This is a genomic window from Halomonas sp. HK25 (assembly GCF_047795635.1).
Lineage (GTDB): Bacteria > Pseudomonadota > Gammaproteobacteria > Pseudomonadales > Halomonadaceae > Halomonas.
The window spans coordinates 2,967,525-2,982,410 of record NZ_CP181044.1; the positions used below are offsets into that span (position 1 = coordinate 2,967,525).

The following is a 14,886-nucleotide window of genomic DNA, read 5'->3' on the forward strand; positions in this document are numbered from 1 at the left end:
ACCTTGAGCAGAAGTGTGGGCATTCTACCCGGAAGCCATCGCAGACTCATATGGGCCCAGCGTCCACTGCCGCAGCAGCATGGCACGGGCCGATTTGTGGGGCGTGATAATATAGCCAGAAAATAGTTAACACGTTAATTGATTTCATCACCACGGAGACGACTGCATGAGCGCCGTTCGCTGGCTGTCATATCGCGGCTTCGACATCGAACGACTGCGCTTCGGCCTGCGCACGGCGCTGGCCTCCTGCCTGGCGCTGGTGGTGGCCTGGACCATCGGCCTGGAGCACCCCCAGTGGTCGGCCATGACCGTCTGGGCGGCCTCCCAGCCGGTACGGGAACTGCTGATCGAGAAGAGCCTCTACCGGGTCGTCGGCACCCTGGTGGGCACCGCTGCTGGCCTGCTGCTGTTGCTGGCGGCAGGAGACAGCCTCCTGTGGCTGGTGATCGGGCTATCGCTATGGGTCGGGCTCTGCGCCGGCATCGGTAACGCCCTGCACAGCATGGTCGCCTACGCCACCCTGCTGTCGGGCTACTCCGCCTCCATGGTCGCCCTGCTCGGTACCGCCTCTGCCATGAACACCCTGGCCCTCGGCGCCGACCGCCTGCTGACCGTGCTGGTCGGGGTGACCCTGGCCCTGCTGGTGGGGCTCGCGCTCACCCCACGCGCCGCGCGCAGCGAGCTCGAGGAGCGGGGACGACGCAGTACCGCCCGGGTGCTGCACCTGCTGGCCGAACGCCTGGGCCGCCCCTGCGCAAGCGCCACACCCCCTCCCCGGGAACTGCTTGCCGATATCGCCGTTCTGGAGGCGGAGCTGGAGCCCAGCGCCGCCGGTTCGCGGCGGGCCCGCCATTCGGCGCGCTCCCAGCGGGCAATTCTCGCCGCGCTGACGGCCGCTCTGCTGTGGATTCGCCGCCGCGAGCACGGCCCCCGCCCTGGCGCCGCCGGCGATGCCGTGGTGGAGGCCGCCCTGGCCATGGATAGCGCCAGGCCCCTTCCGGATGTGGCGAGGCACCTGGACCACGCCCGCCAACTGGCAAAGCCGGGTGACCCGGCGCTTGCCGAGGTGCTCGCACGGCTGGCCGAGTCCCTGACCCAGCGCCAGCACTTTCGCGACACCGGACGCACCGGGCGCGACTCGGCCCGTCACCCGGTGATCCGTCATCGCGACTGGATCCATGCCCGCCAGGCCATGCTGCGCTCCAGCGGCGTGCTGCTGGTGATCGGCCTCGCCTGGGTGGCCACCGGCTGGTCCGCCGGCGCCTATGTGATGCTGGGCACCTCGGTGATGGTGACCCTGTTCTCCACCTTCGAGAATCCTGCCTGGATCATGCGCCATGTCCTCGCCTGGCAGGCGGTAGGCGCACTCTGCGCCGTGGCGGTGCGCTGGCTGCTGTGGCCCTGGGCCAGCGCCGAGTGGCAGCTGGTGACGATGCTACTGCCGATGATCCTGGTGACGGTGATTCCCTTCGCCCACCGGCGCACCCTCAACGGCTCAATGGACTACGTGATGATCCTGCTGCTGCTGTCGCAGCCGGCTCTGCCCCTGGGAGGCACTCTCGGCCACTCCCTGGCGGTGGCCCTGGCCGTGGTGGCCGGCCCGCTGCTGGCACTGATCGCCTTCCGGCTGATTTTCCCGACCAACGCCCGCCGCCGACAGTACCAGCTGGAACAGATGATGCTGCGCGAGCTGGAAGCCATGGCCGCCCGCGGTGGGGCCGAACGTGCCCAGCTCTGGCAGGCGCGCCTCTACCATCGGGTGATGCGCCTGGTGCACTGGGCCCACCGACAGGGGGAGCCGACCCACCGCGTTGTGGACGGCAGCCTGGCCGCCCTGACTCTTGGGGAGACCCTGCAGGCCCTCCAGGGCTATGGCCAACACCAGGCCGCCCCGGACACCGCACGCCGCCTGAAGGCGACCCTGCGGCGCGTTGCCCTGCTCCGCCAGGCTCCGCTGGAGGCCGCCGCCGCCCTGGAGCGGCTCGCCCGCACCCTGGCCCACCGCCAGCAGGTGGAGCTGGCCCGGCAGGCCAGGCACTCGGCGGCGTTGCTTCGTGCCAACCGCCAGTTCTTCCAGTCCTCGGGCAGCTAGCCCGTGACTCGGCCCCTGGGCAGGCGACTGCCCCACTCCACCTCGGTCTCCAGCTGGGCGGCCAGCGCCAGCAGGCGTCGCTCGTCGCCCATGGGGCCGAGCACCTGCACGCCTACCGGCAAGCCCTCGGGGGTGACATGCAGCGGCAGCGACATGGCCGGCTGGCCGGTGAGGTTGGCCAGCTGGGTGAAGGGGGTCATGCGCAGCGAGTCGGCGGCCAGGCGCTTGAGCATGCCGGCCTTCATTGCAAGGTGCGAGGCCCCGGGGATCGCCAGCAGCGCCATCAGCCGCTCCCGGGCGGGCGTCGGGTAGAGGTCACCGCGGCGAGGGGCCGGGGTAGCGGCCACCGGCATCAGCAGCACGTCGAAGCATCGGTGGAAGGCCGCCATATCTCGGGCCACCCGGTTCCAATAGCGCTTGGCGGCCTCGTAATCGGCTGCCGGCAGGCAGCGGCCCAGCCGGCCGATGGCCCGGGTGGCGGGCTCGATGGCCAGCCGTGACACCGGCACGTCGGTCTGCTCGCTCATCCAGGCGAGATCCGCGGCCAGATGGCCCAGGTAGAGGGTGAGATAGCTGTCGGCCAGGGCCGCACCGTCGACATTCGGGCCAGCCCACTCCACGTGGTGGCCCAGTCCTTCCAGGCGCCGGGCGGCCTGTTCCACCGCCCGACGCACCTCGGGGTCGAGGCGGGTACCCAGCGGCGCGCTCAGGGACTCCCCCAGCCACACCGCTACCCGCAGCGCTTTGGGCGGGCGGGAGAGCGCGTCGAGGAAACCTGTTTCCCGGGGCAGCGGCCAGGGGCTGCCCTCGTCCATGCCGTTGATGGCGTCGAGCAGAGCGGCGCTATCGCGCACGCTGCGGGTCAAGGCGTGCTCCACCACCGCTCCCTGCCACACCTCGCCGAACATGGGGCCCAATGGCACCCGCCCGCGGGAGGGCTTGAGGCCGAACAGGCCGCAGTGGCTGGCCGGGATGCGGATCGAGCCGCCGCCGTCACCGGCCAGGGCCAGGGGCACCAGGCCGCCGGCCACCGCCGCGGCGGAACCGCCGCTGGAGCCACCGGGAGAGTGCTCGGGGGCCCAGGGGTTCACCGGATGGGGAAAGGCGCGGGGCTCGGTGATGCCCATCAACCCCAGCTCCGGGGTGGCGGTCTGGCCGAGGATCGCCAGGCCCGCCCCGCGCACCCGTTGCACCAGGCTCGAGTCCTCGGGGGCTCGCCACTCCGCCAGGGCGGCACTGCCGAAGGCCAGGGGCTCGCCGCCGATGGCCATCAGCAGGTCCTTGGTCAGGGTGGGCACACCGGCGAAGGGGGCGACCGGATCGACGCCGCGGCCCTCGCGGGCGGCCTGCGCGAAGCGGGTGCGCACCACCGCCCCGAGCGCCGGGTTGTCGGCCTCGATGGCCGCGCAGGCGGTGACGAACACCTCCTCACGGCTCACCTCGCCGGCGCGGATCAGTGCCGCCAGGCCCAGCCCGTCATGGGCGCGATAGTCGCGAACATCCATGCCCCTCCTCCCCTGCCTCGGTCCACTCGGCTGCTGTCCAAGCCTAGCCCTCTGCTCCCGTTGTTGCCACGGCCCGCCGCCGCGCCAGCCGCTCGCGGCCATGCTCCAGCCAGGAGAGCAGCGCCGGCGTGACCAGCAGCACCAGCAGGGTTGAGCCGCCCAGGCCGAAGGCGATGGAGGTCGCCATGGGGATCAGGAACTGCGCCTGCAGCGAGGTCTCGAAGAGCAGCGGCAACAGCCCACCGATGGTGGTCAGCGAGGTGAGCATTACCGCCCTGACCCGCTGCACCACCGCCTCGTTGAGCGCCTCGTCGACGGTCAGCCCCCGCTCGCGCTGCTCGCGGTAGAAGCTCACCAGGATGATGGCGTTGTTGACCACGATGCCGGAGAGCCCGAACAGGCCAAACAGCGAGAGGATGGTCAGGTCGATACCCAGCGCCCAGTGGCCCAGCAGCGCCCCCACCAGCGAGAAGGGGATGATCGCCATCACGATCAGGGGCAGGCTCCAGGAGGCGAACACCCAGGTCAGCACCCCATACATCAACCCGAGCCCCACCAGCAGGCCCATGCGCATGTCGGCCAGGGTCTCGCGCTGGTCGGCGGCGCGCCCCTCGAAGCTGAAGTGCAGGTGGTGGTCGCGCGCCAGGGCCGGCAGCAGCTCCGCCGAAAGGCTCTCCAACACCTGCTCCGCCGAGGTCACGGAGGTATCGAGCTCCGCGCTCACCTCTACCGCCAGCTGGCCGTCGGCGTGGCGCAGCGCCTCGAAGCCCTGGCGGTGGTCGAGATCCATCACCTGGCTCAGCGGGACCTGGCGGCCGTCCGTCAGGCTCACCGCCAACCCGGAGAGGGTAGCGAGGCGCTCACGCTGCGCCCGGGGCAGCTGGACGCGCACCTCGATCTCGTCGGCGCCCGACTGGTGGATCTGTACCACCTGGCCGTCGAAGGCGGTGCGCAGCTGGCGGCCCAGCTCGGCGGTGGTCAGGCCAAGCGCCTCACCGAAGGCGTTGACCCGGTAGACCAGCTGCTCGCGGCCCCAGGGCATGTCGTCCTCGGTGTCCAGCACCCCGGACAGCCCCGCCATCGCCTGGGCCAGGGTGTCGGCGGCCAGGCGCAGCGCGAGGGCATCCTCGCCGGTCAAGCGCACGTTGACGTCGCGCCCCGGCGGGCCGGCGGCGCGTTCGTTGATGTTCAGTGCATCCAGGCCGGCGGGCTCGCGGATGCGTTCGCGCCAGGCGCGAATAAAGGCGGTGTTGCGCACCTCGCGGTGATCCGGCGAGATCAGCTCGATCATCAGTGACCCCACCTCGTCGGCATCGCGCCCAGGGGAGCCGCCCTCCAGGGTGGTGCCGTAGCGCGACACGGCCACCCTGACCAGCCCGCCGCCCAGGGCGCTATCGGCCTCCTCCAGGGTCGCCTGAAGGTGGTTGACGAACTCGGCCACCCGCGCCCGGTCGGTACCGGCCACGAAACTGGCGTTGGCATAGACCACGCTGGACTCCGGAGACGGAAAGAAGTTGAAACCGAGCCGGCCGCCAGCCAGCAGCCCCGCGGTGACCAGGGTCACCGCCAGGGCGCCGGCCACCGTGGCGCCGCGATGGCGCAGGGTCAGTGCCGAGAAGCGCCGGAAGGGCCCCTCGCGGAAGGCCTCGAAGCGCACCTCGAAGCCCGCTCGCAGCCTGGCGATGCCGCGCGGGCGCCGGGCCTGCCCCTTGCCGGGCAGGAAGGCATTGCGCAGGTGGGCGGGCAGCACCACGAAGCACTCCAGCAGCGAGGCGATCAGCACGCAAATCATGATCACCGGGATATCGCCGAGGATATTGCCGATCACCCCGCCCACCATCAGCAACGGCATGAAGGCCGCCACCGTAGTCAGCGAGGAGGCCACCACCGGCCACAGCATGCGCCGCGCCGCCCCCGCCGAGGCATGCCGCGGCGCCTCGCCCAGGCGGTGGTGGGCGTCGGCGTCCTCACCCACCACGATGGCGTCATCGACGATCACCCCCAGCGCCATGATCAGTGCGAACAGCGACATCATGTTGATGGAGCCGCCGATGCCCCAGAACACCCCCAGGGCCGCCATGAAGGCGGTGGGGATGCCGATCGCCACCCACAGCGCTACCCGCGCCGGCAGGAAGAAATAGAGCAGGATCACCACCAGCAAGAGGCCACTGGCGCCGTTGACCAGCAGCAGCGAGATGCGGTCGTCGATCAGCTGCCAGGATTCGTCATAGACCTCGAGCTCGACGCTTGGCGGCAGCGTCGGGCGCACCTCCTCGAGCCAGTCGTCCAGCAACCGGGCGGCGGCCAGGGAGTTGCCCGCCTCGGCGCGCTGCAGCACCAGCTCCGCCGCCGGCCGGCCGCGGTAGGCGAGTTCCACCTGCCCGTCCCTTGGCTCCTGGCGAACGGTGGCGATGTCACCCAGGCGCAGCTGCACCCGGTCGCCGCTCAAGATCGGCAGATCCTCGAAGCCCAGGGCGTCGCGGCGCTGCTGAAGCGAACGCAGCTCCCGGGCGCTGTCGCGCTGGCCCAGCAGCCCCGCCGGCAGGTCCCGGGACATGCCCTCCACCCGGGCGGCAATATCACCAAGCGAGAGCCCAAGCCCCTGCAGGCGCTCCGCCGGCACCTCGATGCTGATCTGCTGGGCCGGCAGGCCGGTGATCTCTACCCGGTCGATGCCGGCGAACAGCAGCTCGTCCTCGAAGCGCTGGGCCAACTGGCGCAGCTCAAGGGGGGCCAGATCGCCGTGCACCAGCAGCCGGGCCACGGGCTCGTAGCGGGCCAGCCGCGACACGTCCGGCGTCTCGGCATCCGCCGGCAGGTTGGTGAAGCTGTCCACCTGCTGGCGCACGTCGTCCAGTGCCAGCACCGGGTCGCTGCCCTCCTGAAACTCCAGGGTGATGTTGGCAATGCCCTGGGCGGAGGTGGAGGTCATGCGCTTGAGCCCATCCAGGCTGCGCAGGCGCTGCTCCAGCGGGTTGGTGATGCCCTGCTCGATATCCTCGGCGGAGGCGCCGCTCCACACCACCCGCACGCTGACCACGTCCAGGGCGAAGGTGGGAAAGAACTGAATGTTCATGCGTGCGATGCCCAGTGCCCCGCCGAGCAGCATCACCAGCATCACCAGGTTGGCCGCCACCTTGTGATGAACGAAGAAGCCGATCAGTCCGCCGCGCCGCCTCACTGGCCGGCCTCTTCGACGCTGGGCTCATCGGGTGTCTCCTCAAGAAGATCCGAAGCCGTCTCGACCCGCAGCCCCTGCATGGCGTTGGGCAGGTGGGTGGCGATCACTCGGTCGCCCTCTGCCAGTCCCTCGCCCAGCCCTGTGGCACGCACCAACAGCCAGCGCTCGCCGTCGGGACCCAGGGTCTCGCCCAGGCGCTCGACCCGCTGTCGCTCGAGCCGCGAGTCGTCATCGATGCGGTAGAGCAGGTCGCTGCCGTGGAGGGCGGCGAAGGGCACCGCCAGGGCGTTCGCCACTGCCGGTCGATCCAGCAGTACTGCCACCAGCGCCCCCGGGCGCAGCCCGTCAGCCTGGCCGTCGAGCGTGAGGATCGCCTCGGTGCCGGCGGGGTCGCTGTCGCCTGCCAGGCCCGACAGCACGAAGCGCTGGCCGCCCTCCTCGGCCGTGGCGACAAGTGACTCACCGCGCGCCAGGCTCGCCGCCAGCTCGGCCTGGAAGCGATGCGGCACTCGCGCGCGCAGCTCCAGCCCCTCGGCCGAATAGAGCGAGAGCAGCGGCGCCCGCACCGCCACCTGGTCGCCGGGAGCCACTGCCACGGCGGTCACCACGCCGTCGAAGGGCGCCAGCACCCGGCCGCGGTCGACGTCGCGCCGGGCGCTGGCCAGGGTGGCCCGGGCGCGGGCCAACCGCGCCTCCAGGCTGGCCAGGCGCGAGGGGTGCTCGGCCACCGCGCTCTCGCGGGTGGTCACGCTGAGCCGGGCGCGGGACACGGCGTCGCTTGCATTGTCGAGGTCGGCCTGGGAAGCCAGGTTGCGCTCCACCAGCGAGCGATTGCGCTCCAGCTGGCGATTGGCGCTGGCCAGGAGCTCTCTCTCACGTTCCAGGGCACGACGGTCGTTCTCGTGGCGGAGACGCTCGTTGGCCACCTGAGCCTCCAGGTCGGCCACCTCCGCCTCGGCCTGGTGGAGCGGCGGCAGCAGGTCGGCGTCGTCCAGGGCCACCAGAAGCGTGCCCTCGCTCACCCGCTGGCCGTCGCGCACCGGGCGCTCGGCCACCCGGGCGGCGATGGGCGCCACCAGGCTGACCCGCTCCGGCGCCACCAGCTCACCGAACAGCGGCAGCACCGGCACGTGCTCGGCACGAGCCACCGTCAGTGCCTCGACGCGCCAGCTGCGCTCCTGTGGCACGGCCGGCGGCGGCTCGGGCCGGGTCAGGCGCAGGGCCATGAAGCCGGCGATACCGATGGCGAGGATCAGGAGAGGAAGCAGGCGCTTGAGCATGGGGAAGTCCGTGCCGATGGTTAGCGGGGCCTACTATACGCTGCCACGGACCCGCCACGAACGCCGCCGGCTCACGGTGCGGCAAGGTTACGCAGCGCCACGCTTCAGGACGATGCGGTTTCACTCGCCGCCGAGTTTCCCTATAATGCGCCCCGCGTCGCCCCCTTAGCTCAGCTGGATAGAGCGTCCCCCTCCTAAGGGGAAGGTCTCAGGTTCGAATCCTGAAGGGGGCGCCAAAAAAATCAATAAGTTATCTACTTTCATCACCTTGAAAAATTACCAGTAGCTGCTTCCGACCCTACAGCGCCCCCCAACAAGACTGATGGGTAGACCCGTGACAGCACTGCGCCCCCCAGGGCGTCTCCCACTGCAACTCCTGGAAGCCCCCCATCCCAGCATGACAATGCACTGGCATTGGCCATGATTCGAGCGACCGTGGATCGCGTATCGCCACCATCAGCCACGGCTCGCCGATGCCCTGAATGTCGACTCCGTTGGCGGCCAGAAAGGCCTCGTAGCGGCTGTAGCGTCGGCTCCGGCACCCTGCCCTAGCGGCCATGGTGCCACTCGAGCATCAGGCTCTCGCCCTCGAGATCGGGTTTCTTGGATTGAAGCGCCGGCAGGTGATGGCGGCTGCCAGCCACACACCGCGCGCGGAAAAAAAAGGTGATTATCCGGCCGTTCTTTCGCCGGTAATCGAAAAACCGGGCTATAAACAAATGGGAGAATGCCACACCGAAAGTTCCAAGGCGCAAACCGGACGCGCGCTGGACCGGGCGGCTGCGCTCTTAATGGCGGGGCCGAGCACATCGTGGGCCGTCGGAGACAGTTGGGCGCCCGGGTATTGACCGCGAAGCTCTCCAGCAGGAGGGAACGGACCGTGTTGATCTGCGATAGCCTCGTGCAGCGCTTGAAGGAACTGCTCGCCGAGTTGGACGGCGCCACCGCGCAGCCCGCGCCGGCACCGCGGCAGCGGCTTGCCTGGGACACACCGACCCAACAGCAGGTCGCTCACATCACCGGTCAGTCGCCCATCTTCTCCGCCATTTTCACGAGCCACACCATCAAGCTGATCTCCTCGGGCTCGCCCTTTTCCGATCCGCGCCAGATCGCCCAGGCCGGCCGCGATAACGACGGCACTGTCGTCATCAAGATCATGGCGGCGCGCGCAGCGACCATTCACCGGCTCGCCTTCGTCCTCCTGCACGAGTACGTCCATGCCAAGGACATCCACGTACGCGGCTTCGCGGCAGCCGAGGCGGCGCCTTACCTGAGCAAGCCGGAGTACCGCCTGTTCCGCTGGCAGTCAGAGCTCGGCGCCTTCCAGGGCCAGCTCAAGATGGTGAACCAAGTGATCAGCGCCTTTGGCAACCCGCCGAGCGACATGCCAGCCGACGAGGTCTCAGAGCTCACGAGAACTAAGGAAGCGATGGAGCACGAACGTGCCGGCGATCCTATCGTGCGCATGCTCCACGTCGGCAGGGAGGGCGATGCGCGCCGGATCATCAAGGACGATTACTCGACGGCGATGCTCGACGCCGAGCACGCGGATGCTGCGCCCGATACCGACCGCACCTACGAGGCGGCCGTAACCGCCTACAAGAGCTCTCCCGACTGGCCCTCTGCGGCTGGTTGGTGAGCGGCACCGACCGGGAGGGCGTATGCCGGAGCTGAATGCTTCAGGGGACATCTTCACGCTGGGGGCGGCGGCTGGCTTCGACGAGGGCATCGTCCACGGGCGGGTCGGCGCCGGCGCGCGCGTCACGTTCGCCGGCCAGCTGGCCCTGTGCCACGGCCTGAATGCGCAGCTTTCGGCACAGGCCCTGGCGCAGCTCGAGGCGGCCGCCTCGATCTTACTGCCTGCAATCCGCGGCGAAGGCAGCGCCTTCGCCGCGGCCGGCGTCCGGGTGGACGTCCGCGTCACACCGGACCTGTTCGACACGTTCGGTCTGTCGGCGGACATCGCGGCCTACGCCGAGGCGGCGGTCGCGGGTCGCATCGCGCTCGGGCTGGACTGGCGTGACATCGCCGCCATCGCCCGCCAGCAGCTCCCCGGTCTCGCCTATGACCTGTTCATCGCGTTCGTCAACGAGGTGGTCCTGGAGGCCGGCGTGTGGGGCAAGGCGAGCTTTTCCGCCCAGGCCCAGGCGCACTTGTATGTACGCGGCACGCTGCGCGACGACCGGGACGCGGGCTTCACCGTCGAGGCGGGCGCCGCGGTCGGCTGGGGCGCCGGGACGGGCTGGGACTTCTTCGCGGCGATCGGGCTCGAGAACCCCAAGCGGTTCGTCAACTACGCCAGCGAGCGGATCACCGCGGAGCTGGTCCGTGAAGCGAGGCAGCAACTGCCCGAGCACTTTCAACCAGCGGTCGAACTCCTGGACTTCGCCCTGCCGCTCACGCTTCAGTCGGCCTACGAGCTGGGGCAACGTGCCGTGCTGTCGGCGCTGAACGACACCGAGCTTCAGGTGCAGCCGTTCATCGATAACACCTTCGCCCAGCTGCAGCGCTACCTGATCGACAAGCTGGCCGGAGCGGGCGAGCGGCTCGCCGCCGGGTTGCTGGAGAGCGCACTACTGCGCGTGTCGGAGGGCCATCTCAGCGCTGAGCAGCAGGCCACGCTGCGCCCGGTCGTCGAGGGCCTGATCGACGACCTCACCGATACGCCGCTGACGGTGCAGATCCTGCCTTCCATCCTCGATCGCCTGATCCAAGTCTTCACTGTCGTCGCGCCCGCGGAGACGTCGCGTTGGCGCGAGCCGCTGACGGTGTTGTGGGTGTCGGTGGCCACGACAGAGGCGCTGCGCCAGCGGATCGGGTCGCTGAGAGCCTCCGGCTCGGTCGTCGGGCTCGGCGCGGTCGCGGTGGAGGCCGACCTCGTCGCCCTACCGCTCCTGGAGCCGCCGCCGGTGGTGCGCGCGGCGCTCGCCCAGCACCTCGGCGACATGCCCGACCGGCTCATGCTCCACGACGCCCTGGACTACCTGTTCGGGACCGGCGTCGCCCCGGTCCTCGACGACCTGATACCGGAGTTGTCGCTGCTGCTCGGCCGGCTCGGACAAACACTAGGGCTAACGCCGGGGGAGGTCGTCGAATCGGCATTGCTTGCCGGGCTGGGCGAAGACCTGTCCAGAACCGCGCTGTACCGGAAGCTGCGCGACGTGGTTAAGGAAGCGATCGATGGCCACATCGCCGCCGATCTCCTACCGGAGTTGCGCGACCGGCTGGGCGCCGACGCGGACGCTCGGGTGTGGATCGACGAGGTGGCCGAGCCTTGCCTGCTGGCGACGAGCGGCTTCGTCTTCGACCAGCTCGACCGGCTCGTCGATCAGGGCGTCCCGAGCGACGGGATGTCGCCCTTCCTGACCAGCTTCCGCTCGGCGCTGAGTGCGCTCGTGGCAAAGGTCGTGGTGCGCAACGTCGTTGTCCTCGGCGACATCCTGGTTCACCACGCCGTGGTGCACATGAACCAGGGCATGACGGAGTTGGCGGTGACAGTGCGCAATGCTCCGGATCACGAGATGGTGCAGGCCGCCTGCATGCTCACCCCGGGCCTGCTGCCGCCGGGCGTCCCGGCACCGCAGGATCTGAGCGGACCGACGCGGGATCTTGTCGCCGACCTGCTCGATGCCGGCGCGGCGGCCTTCGGCCCGAACATCTGGACCGATCCACGCCGAACGCGGCTGCGCGCGCTGATGATACGGTTGCTGCTGTCGATCGACGGACACGTCGACTACACCGACGGCCAGCAGGTTCAGAACTTCTTCGAGAACCTGCGCGAGTGCGCCTACATCCCGGACCCGCAGGGGCTGATGGAGCTGAACGGCCTGTTGTGCGAGCTGACGGCGGATGAGCTGAGTGTGCTCTTCGAGCGCGTCGTGCCGGCCATCGCCGCCTTCCACCTCAAGCTCACCCTGGCCCAGGTGGTGGCTCTGGAAGACGCCGCCCGGGAGTTCCTCGCCGCGTTCCTGGATGCGGTGCAACGGGCGTGGGAGCTTTACCAGCAATGGCGGCGCGAGGCGGAGCGCCACCTGGAGGATGCGGAAGCGGCGGCGCGGCGCACGGCGCAGGCACTGCAGCAGGCGGCGACCTTCCTGCACGACGCCGCGGTGCGGAAGGCGATCCTGGACCAGGCGCTGCTGCAGGGCATCGAGGTGGCAGAGGCCACCGCGCGCGCGGTTCCGGGATTCGCTCTGCTGCCGGCGCAGCAGCAGGCGGAAGCCATCGCGCACGCGACCGGAACGGTCGTTTTCGTTTTCGGGCTGGCGCGTCCAGCGATCGATGCCGCGCTGGTGGGCCTGGGGGATCTGGCGGACGGCCTCGGCGACCTCGTCGACGCCACGGCGGATGCGCCCGCCGCCCTGGCCGAGCTCGGCGAGCGCATCCGGCTTCGGGCGTTGGCGCGCATCAACGCCGCGTTGGGGCCGACCGGCATCGTCCTGCCACCGGAGATCACCCCGCAGCACATCGCCGAAACGGCGCAAGCGGTCCTGATGAACATCGCGGCGCTGCGCGCGGCGATCGAGCAGGCGATCGCGGACAGCGAGGTGGAGCGCAGGGCGCGCGAGCAGCGCGATCAGGCCGTCGCCGAGCGTGCCACGGCCCGGAAACGGTGGCTCGATCGCCGGGCAGAGGAGCGCGAGCTCTACGGCGATCCTGTCACCATCGAGTTCCTGACCCCGGCGGGCCTGCAGGGAAGTCCGGTCGACAACTGGGCCTACAGCGCGCAGGTCGAAACCGTCCTGCGCGTTCGCGGCGCGCGGCCGAGCTTCGTGCAGCCCGGTGCGCCGAACCGCGTGCTGCTCGCCGCCAACTCCAACGCGGTGGTGGTCGACCCGGCCGAGTGGCAGTATGACGCCGCGCGCAAGACCCTCCTCCTGCGCAAGACGCTGACCATGGGCGGTGGTGCCTTGCGCACGGGCATCAACCATCTCGAATGCACCTTGGTCTACGGCACCGGTGAGACGCCGGTGCGGTGCTCGGTGGTGTTCGCCGTGAATCCCAGCCATCCGTTCGAGGAGATGCTGGAGATCGATCCGGCGCAGTCGGTCTTCGACACGCCCGGCGACGATCACCTCGCCACAGAGCAGGAGGTGGTCGCGATTCGCAACGTGGGCACCCGGTCGGTCGTCCTCACGGACTGGCGTCTGGCGGATGGCGCGCGCCACACATTCCGTTTTCCCGCGTTCGAGCTGTTTGCGGGGCAGACGGTGTCGGTGCATACCGGGCGCGGCACGGATTCTGCCGTACGCCTGTACTGGGGCCGGAACCGGGCGGTGTGGAACAACACCGGGGACCGGGCGACGCTGATCGACGACCGGGACATCGTGCGGGCCGAGTATTTGTACCTGCCGCTGCGGTCCCGGTCTGCTTAGAACTGCGAGTGAATCATGGGTGGTCGAGCGCACAGGGAGTGGCACCGTTGATCACCAGCAGGCCGATCACGTTGAACCAGATGCCAGCGCATATCATGTTCTTGATCAGTAGGTGCCCTGTGGCGAAGGCGACGGCATAGAAAGGCGTCGCCACCGGCAACAGGCATAAGGCCTGGAGGTGTCTACGATACCGGGGCGATTCAAATCCTGAAGGGGCCGCCATCCGTTTACCCCGCCTTCTGGTGCTCCCCCGCTCCCCTGCCTATGCTTGCGATGTCACGGGTGGAGCCACCGGCATGCAGCCGACACGAACGGGCTCCATCCTCATGGCCGACTAGACGCCGATGACTGGAGCTTGCCCCATGATGAAGACCCGTTCACTGACCGCCCTGGCCGCTGGCCTGGCCTTCGCCACGGCCAGCCTGTTCGGCACCGCCCAGGCCGCCGACTACTACGACGGCAAGAACATCCGCATGATCATTCCGTTCTCGCCGGGTGGTGGCACCGACACCTTCGGCCGACTGATCAGCCAGTATCTGGGCAGGCACATCCCGGGAGAACCCACCATCGTCGCCGAGAACGTTACCGGCGCCGGCGGCCTGCTGGGCAGCAACGAATTCGCCCAGCGCGTCGACCGTGATGGCACCACCCTGATGACCGCCTCTGGCCACCTGAACCTGCGGGCCTTCCTGGGCCTCAAGGGCCTGCGTCTGGACCTCGATGAGCTGGAGCCGGTGGTGGCCTCGCCCATGGGTCATGTCACCGCCATCTCCACCCAGGTCGGCATCGAGGACCCCAGCGAGATACTCGAGGCCCGCGGCCGCCTGACCAAGGGCATCACCGACCCGGTGGGCCTGCTGGAGTCGCTGGTGGCACTCGAGATGTTCGACCTGGAGTACCGCGCGGTGCCCGGCTACGGCGGCCGCGGCGACACCCGCATCGCCTTCGAGCGCGGCGAGTTGATGATCAACACCCAGTCCACGCCGGCCTACCTCAACAGCGTGCAGCCGCTGGTCGACGAGGGCCGCGTCATGCCGCTCTACGCCATCGGTTTCATCGATGCCGACGGCAACCCGGTGCGCGACCCGGCGGTGCCCGACATGATCACCGCGCCGGAGCTCTACGAGCAGATCCATGGCGAGATGCCGTCCGGCACCATCTGGGAGGCCTTCAAGGTCACGGTGCCACTGGTGCAGAACACCCGGGGCACCGTCTGGGCCCACGACGATATCCCCGAGGAGGCCATGGCCGCCCTGCGCGTCGGCGTCGAGGGCATGGTCAACGATCCCGAGTTCCAGGCGGCCGCGGCCAACATTCTCGAGGGTTACGACATCATGTGGGGCGACGACCTCGGCCAGATCAAGGCCAGCATGGAAGCGGCCTCGCCGGAAGTGCTCGACTTCCTGCGCGGCATGCTCAACGAGCGCTTCGGCACCGAGTTCGACTGAGCCCA

The 14,886-nt window shown here is 69.5% G+C and carries 8 protein-coding genes and 1 tRNA gene; 6 read left to right on the plus strand and 3 right to left on the minus strand.

Features of this window, described 5'->3' with window-relative positions; genetic code table 11:
* The first annotated feature begins 166 nt into the window (after nucleotides 1-166).
* Nucleotides 167-2,092: an FUSC family protein gene (locus ACM26W_RS14105; RefSeq protein ID WP_416137605.1), complete on the plus strand. Its 1,926-nt coding sequence runs from the start codon at nucleotides 167-169 to the stop codon at nucleotides 2,090-2,092.
* Here ACM26W_RS14105 and ACM26W_RS14110 read toward each other — a convergent pair.
* From ACM26W_RS14110 to ACM26W_RS14120, 3 genes are read right to left on the minus strand one after another with little or no spacing between them, the layout of a single operon-like run.
* On the minus strand, nucleotides 2,089-3,597 hold the full coding sequence (locus tag ACM26W_RS14110; RefSeq protein ID WP_416137606.1) for an amidase: 1,509 nt from the start codon (nucleotides 3,595-3,597) through the stop codon (nucleotides 2,089-2,091). The genes ACM26W_RS14105 and ACM26W_RS14110 overlap by 4 nt on opposite strands.
* Nucleotides 3,598-3,640: 43 nt before the next feature.
* Nucleotides 3,641-6,778: an efflux RND transporter permease subunit gene (locus ACM26W_RS14115; RefSeq protein WP_416137607.1), complete on the minus strand. Its 3,138-nt coding sequence runs from the start codon at nucleotides 6,776-6,778 to the stop codon at nucleotides 3,641-3,643.
* Nucleotides 6,775-8,058, minus strand: a complete 1,284-nt coding sequence (locus tag ACM26W_RS14120; RefSeq protein WP_416137608.1) for an efflux RND transporter periplasmic adaptor subunit — start codon at nucleotides 8,056-8,058, stop codon at nucleotides 6,775-6,777. The genes ACM26W_RS14115 and ACM26W_RS14120 overlap by 4 nt, the downstream gene beginning before the upstream one ends.
* A 159-nt stretch (nucleotides 8,059-8,217) precedes the next feature.
* Here ACM26W_RS14120 and ACM26W_RS14125 point away from each other — a divergent pair.
* From ACM26W_RS14125 to ACM26W_RS14145, 5 genes are all read left to right on the plus strand, one after another.
* Nucleotides 8,218-8,294, plus strand: a tRNA-Arg gene (locus ACM26W_RS14125).
* Between the two features lie 321 nt (nucleotides 8,295-8,615).
* Nucleotides 8,616-8,906, plus strand: coding sequence for a hypothetical protein (locus tag ACM26W_RS14130; protein ID WP_416137609.1), 291 nt, complete (start codon nucleotides 8,616-8,618; stop codon nucleotides 8,904-8,906).
* Nucleotides 8,907-8,938: 32 nt separating this feature from the next.
* On the plus strand, nucleotides 8,939-9,697 hold the full coding sequence (locus tag ACM26W_RS14135) for a hypothetical protein (protein ID WP_416137610.1): 759 nt from the start codon (nucleotides 8,939-8,941) through the stop codon (nucleotides 9,695-9,697).
* Between the two features lie 22 nt (nucleotides 9,698-9,719).
* A complete protein-coding gene (locus ACM26W_RS14140) occupies nucleotides 9,720-13,433 on the plus strand; it encodes a lamin tail domain-containing protein (protein ID WP_416137611.1) in 3,714 nt (1,237 codons plus the stop codon).
* Between the two features lie 362 nt (nucleotides 13,434-13,795).
* Nucleotides 13,796-14,881, plus strand: coding sequence for a Bug family tripartite tricarboxylate transporter substrate binding protein (locus tag ACM26W_RS14145; RefSeq protein WP_416137612.1), 1,086 nt, complete (start codon nucleotides 13,796-13,798; stop codon nucleotides 14,879-14,881).
* Nucleotides 14,882-14,886 lie beyond the last annotated feature (5 nt).

Coding starts and splice junctions, on each gene's coding strand:
- ACM26W_RS14120 (WP_416137608.1), bottom strand. CDS start 8,058: ATGCTCAAGCGCCTGCTTCCTCTCCTGATCCTCGCCATCGGTATCGCC.
- ACM26W_RS14110 (WP_416137606.1), bottom strand. CDS start 3,597: ATGGATGTTCGCGACTATCGCGCCCATGACGGGCTGGGCCTGGCGGCA.
- ACM26W_RS14130 (WP_416137609.1), top strand. CDS start 8,616: ATGGTGCCACTCGAGCATCAGGCTCTCGCCCTCGAGATCGGGTTTCTT.
- ACM26W_RS14140 (WP_416137611.1), top strand. CDS start 9,720: ATGCCGGAGCTGAATGCTTCAGGGGACATCTTCACGCTGGGGGCGGCG.
- ACM26W_RS14105 (WP_416137605.1), top strand. CDS start 167: ATGAGCGCCGTTCGCTGGCTGTCATATCGCGGCTTCGACATCGAACGA.
- ACM26W_RS14145 (WP_416137612.1), top strand. CDS start 13,796: ATGATGAAGACCCGTTCACTGACCGCCCTGGCCGCTGGCCTGGCCTTC.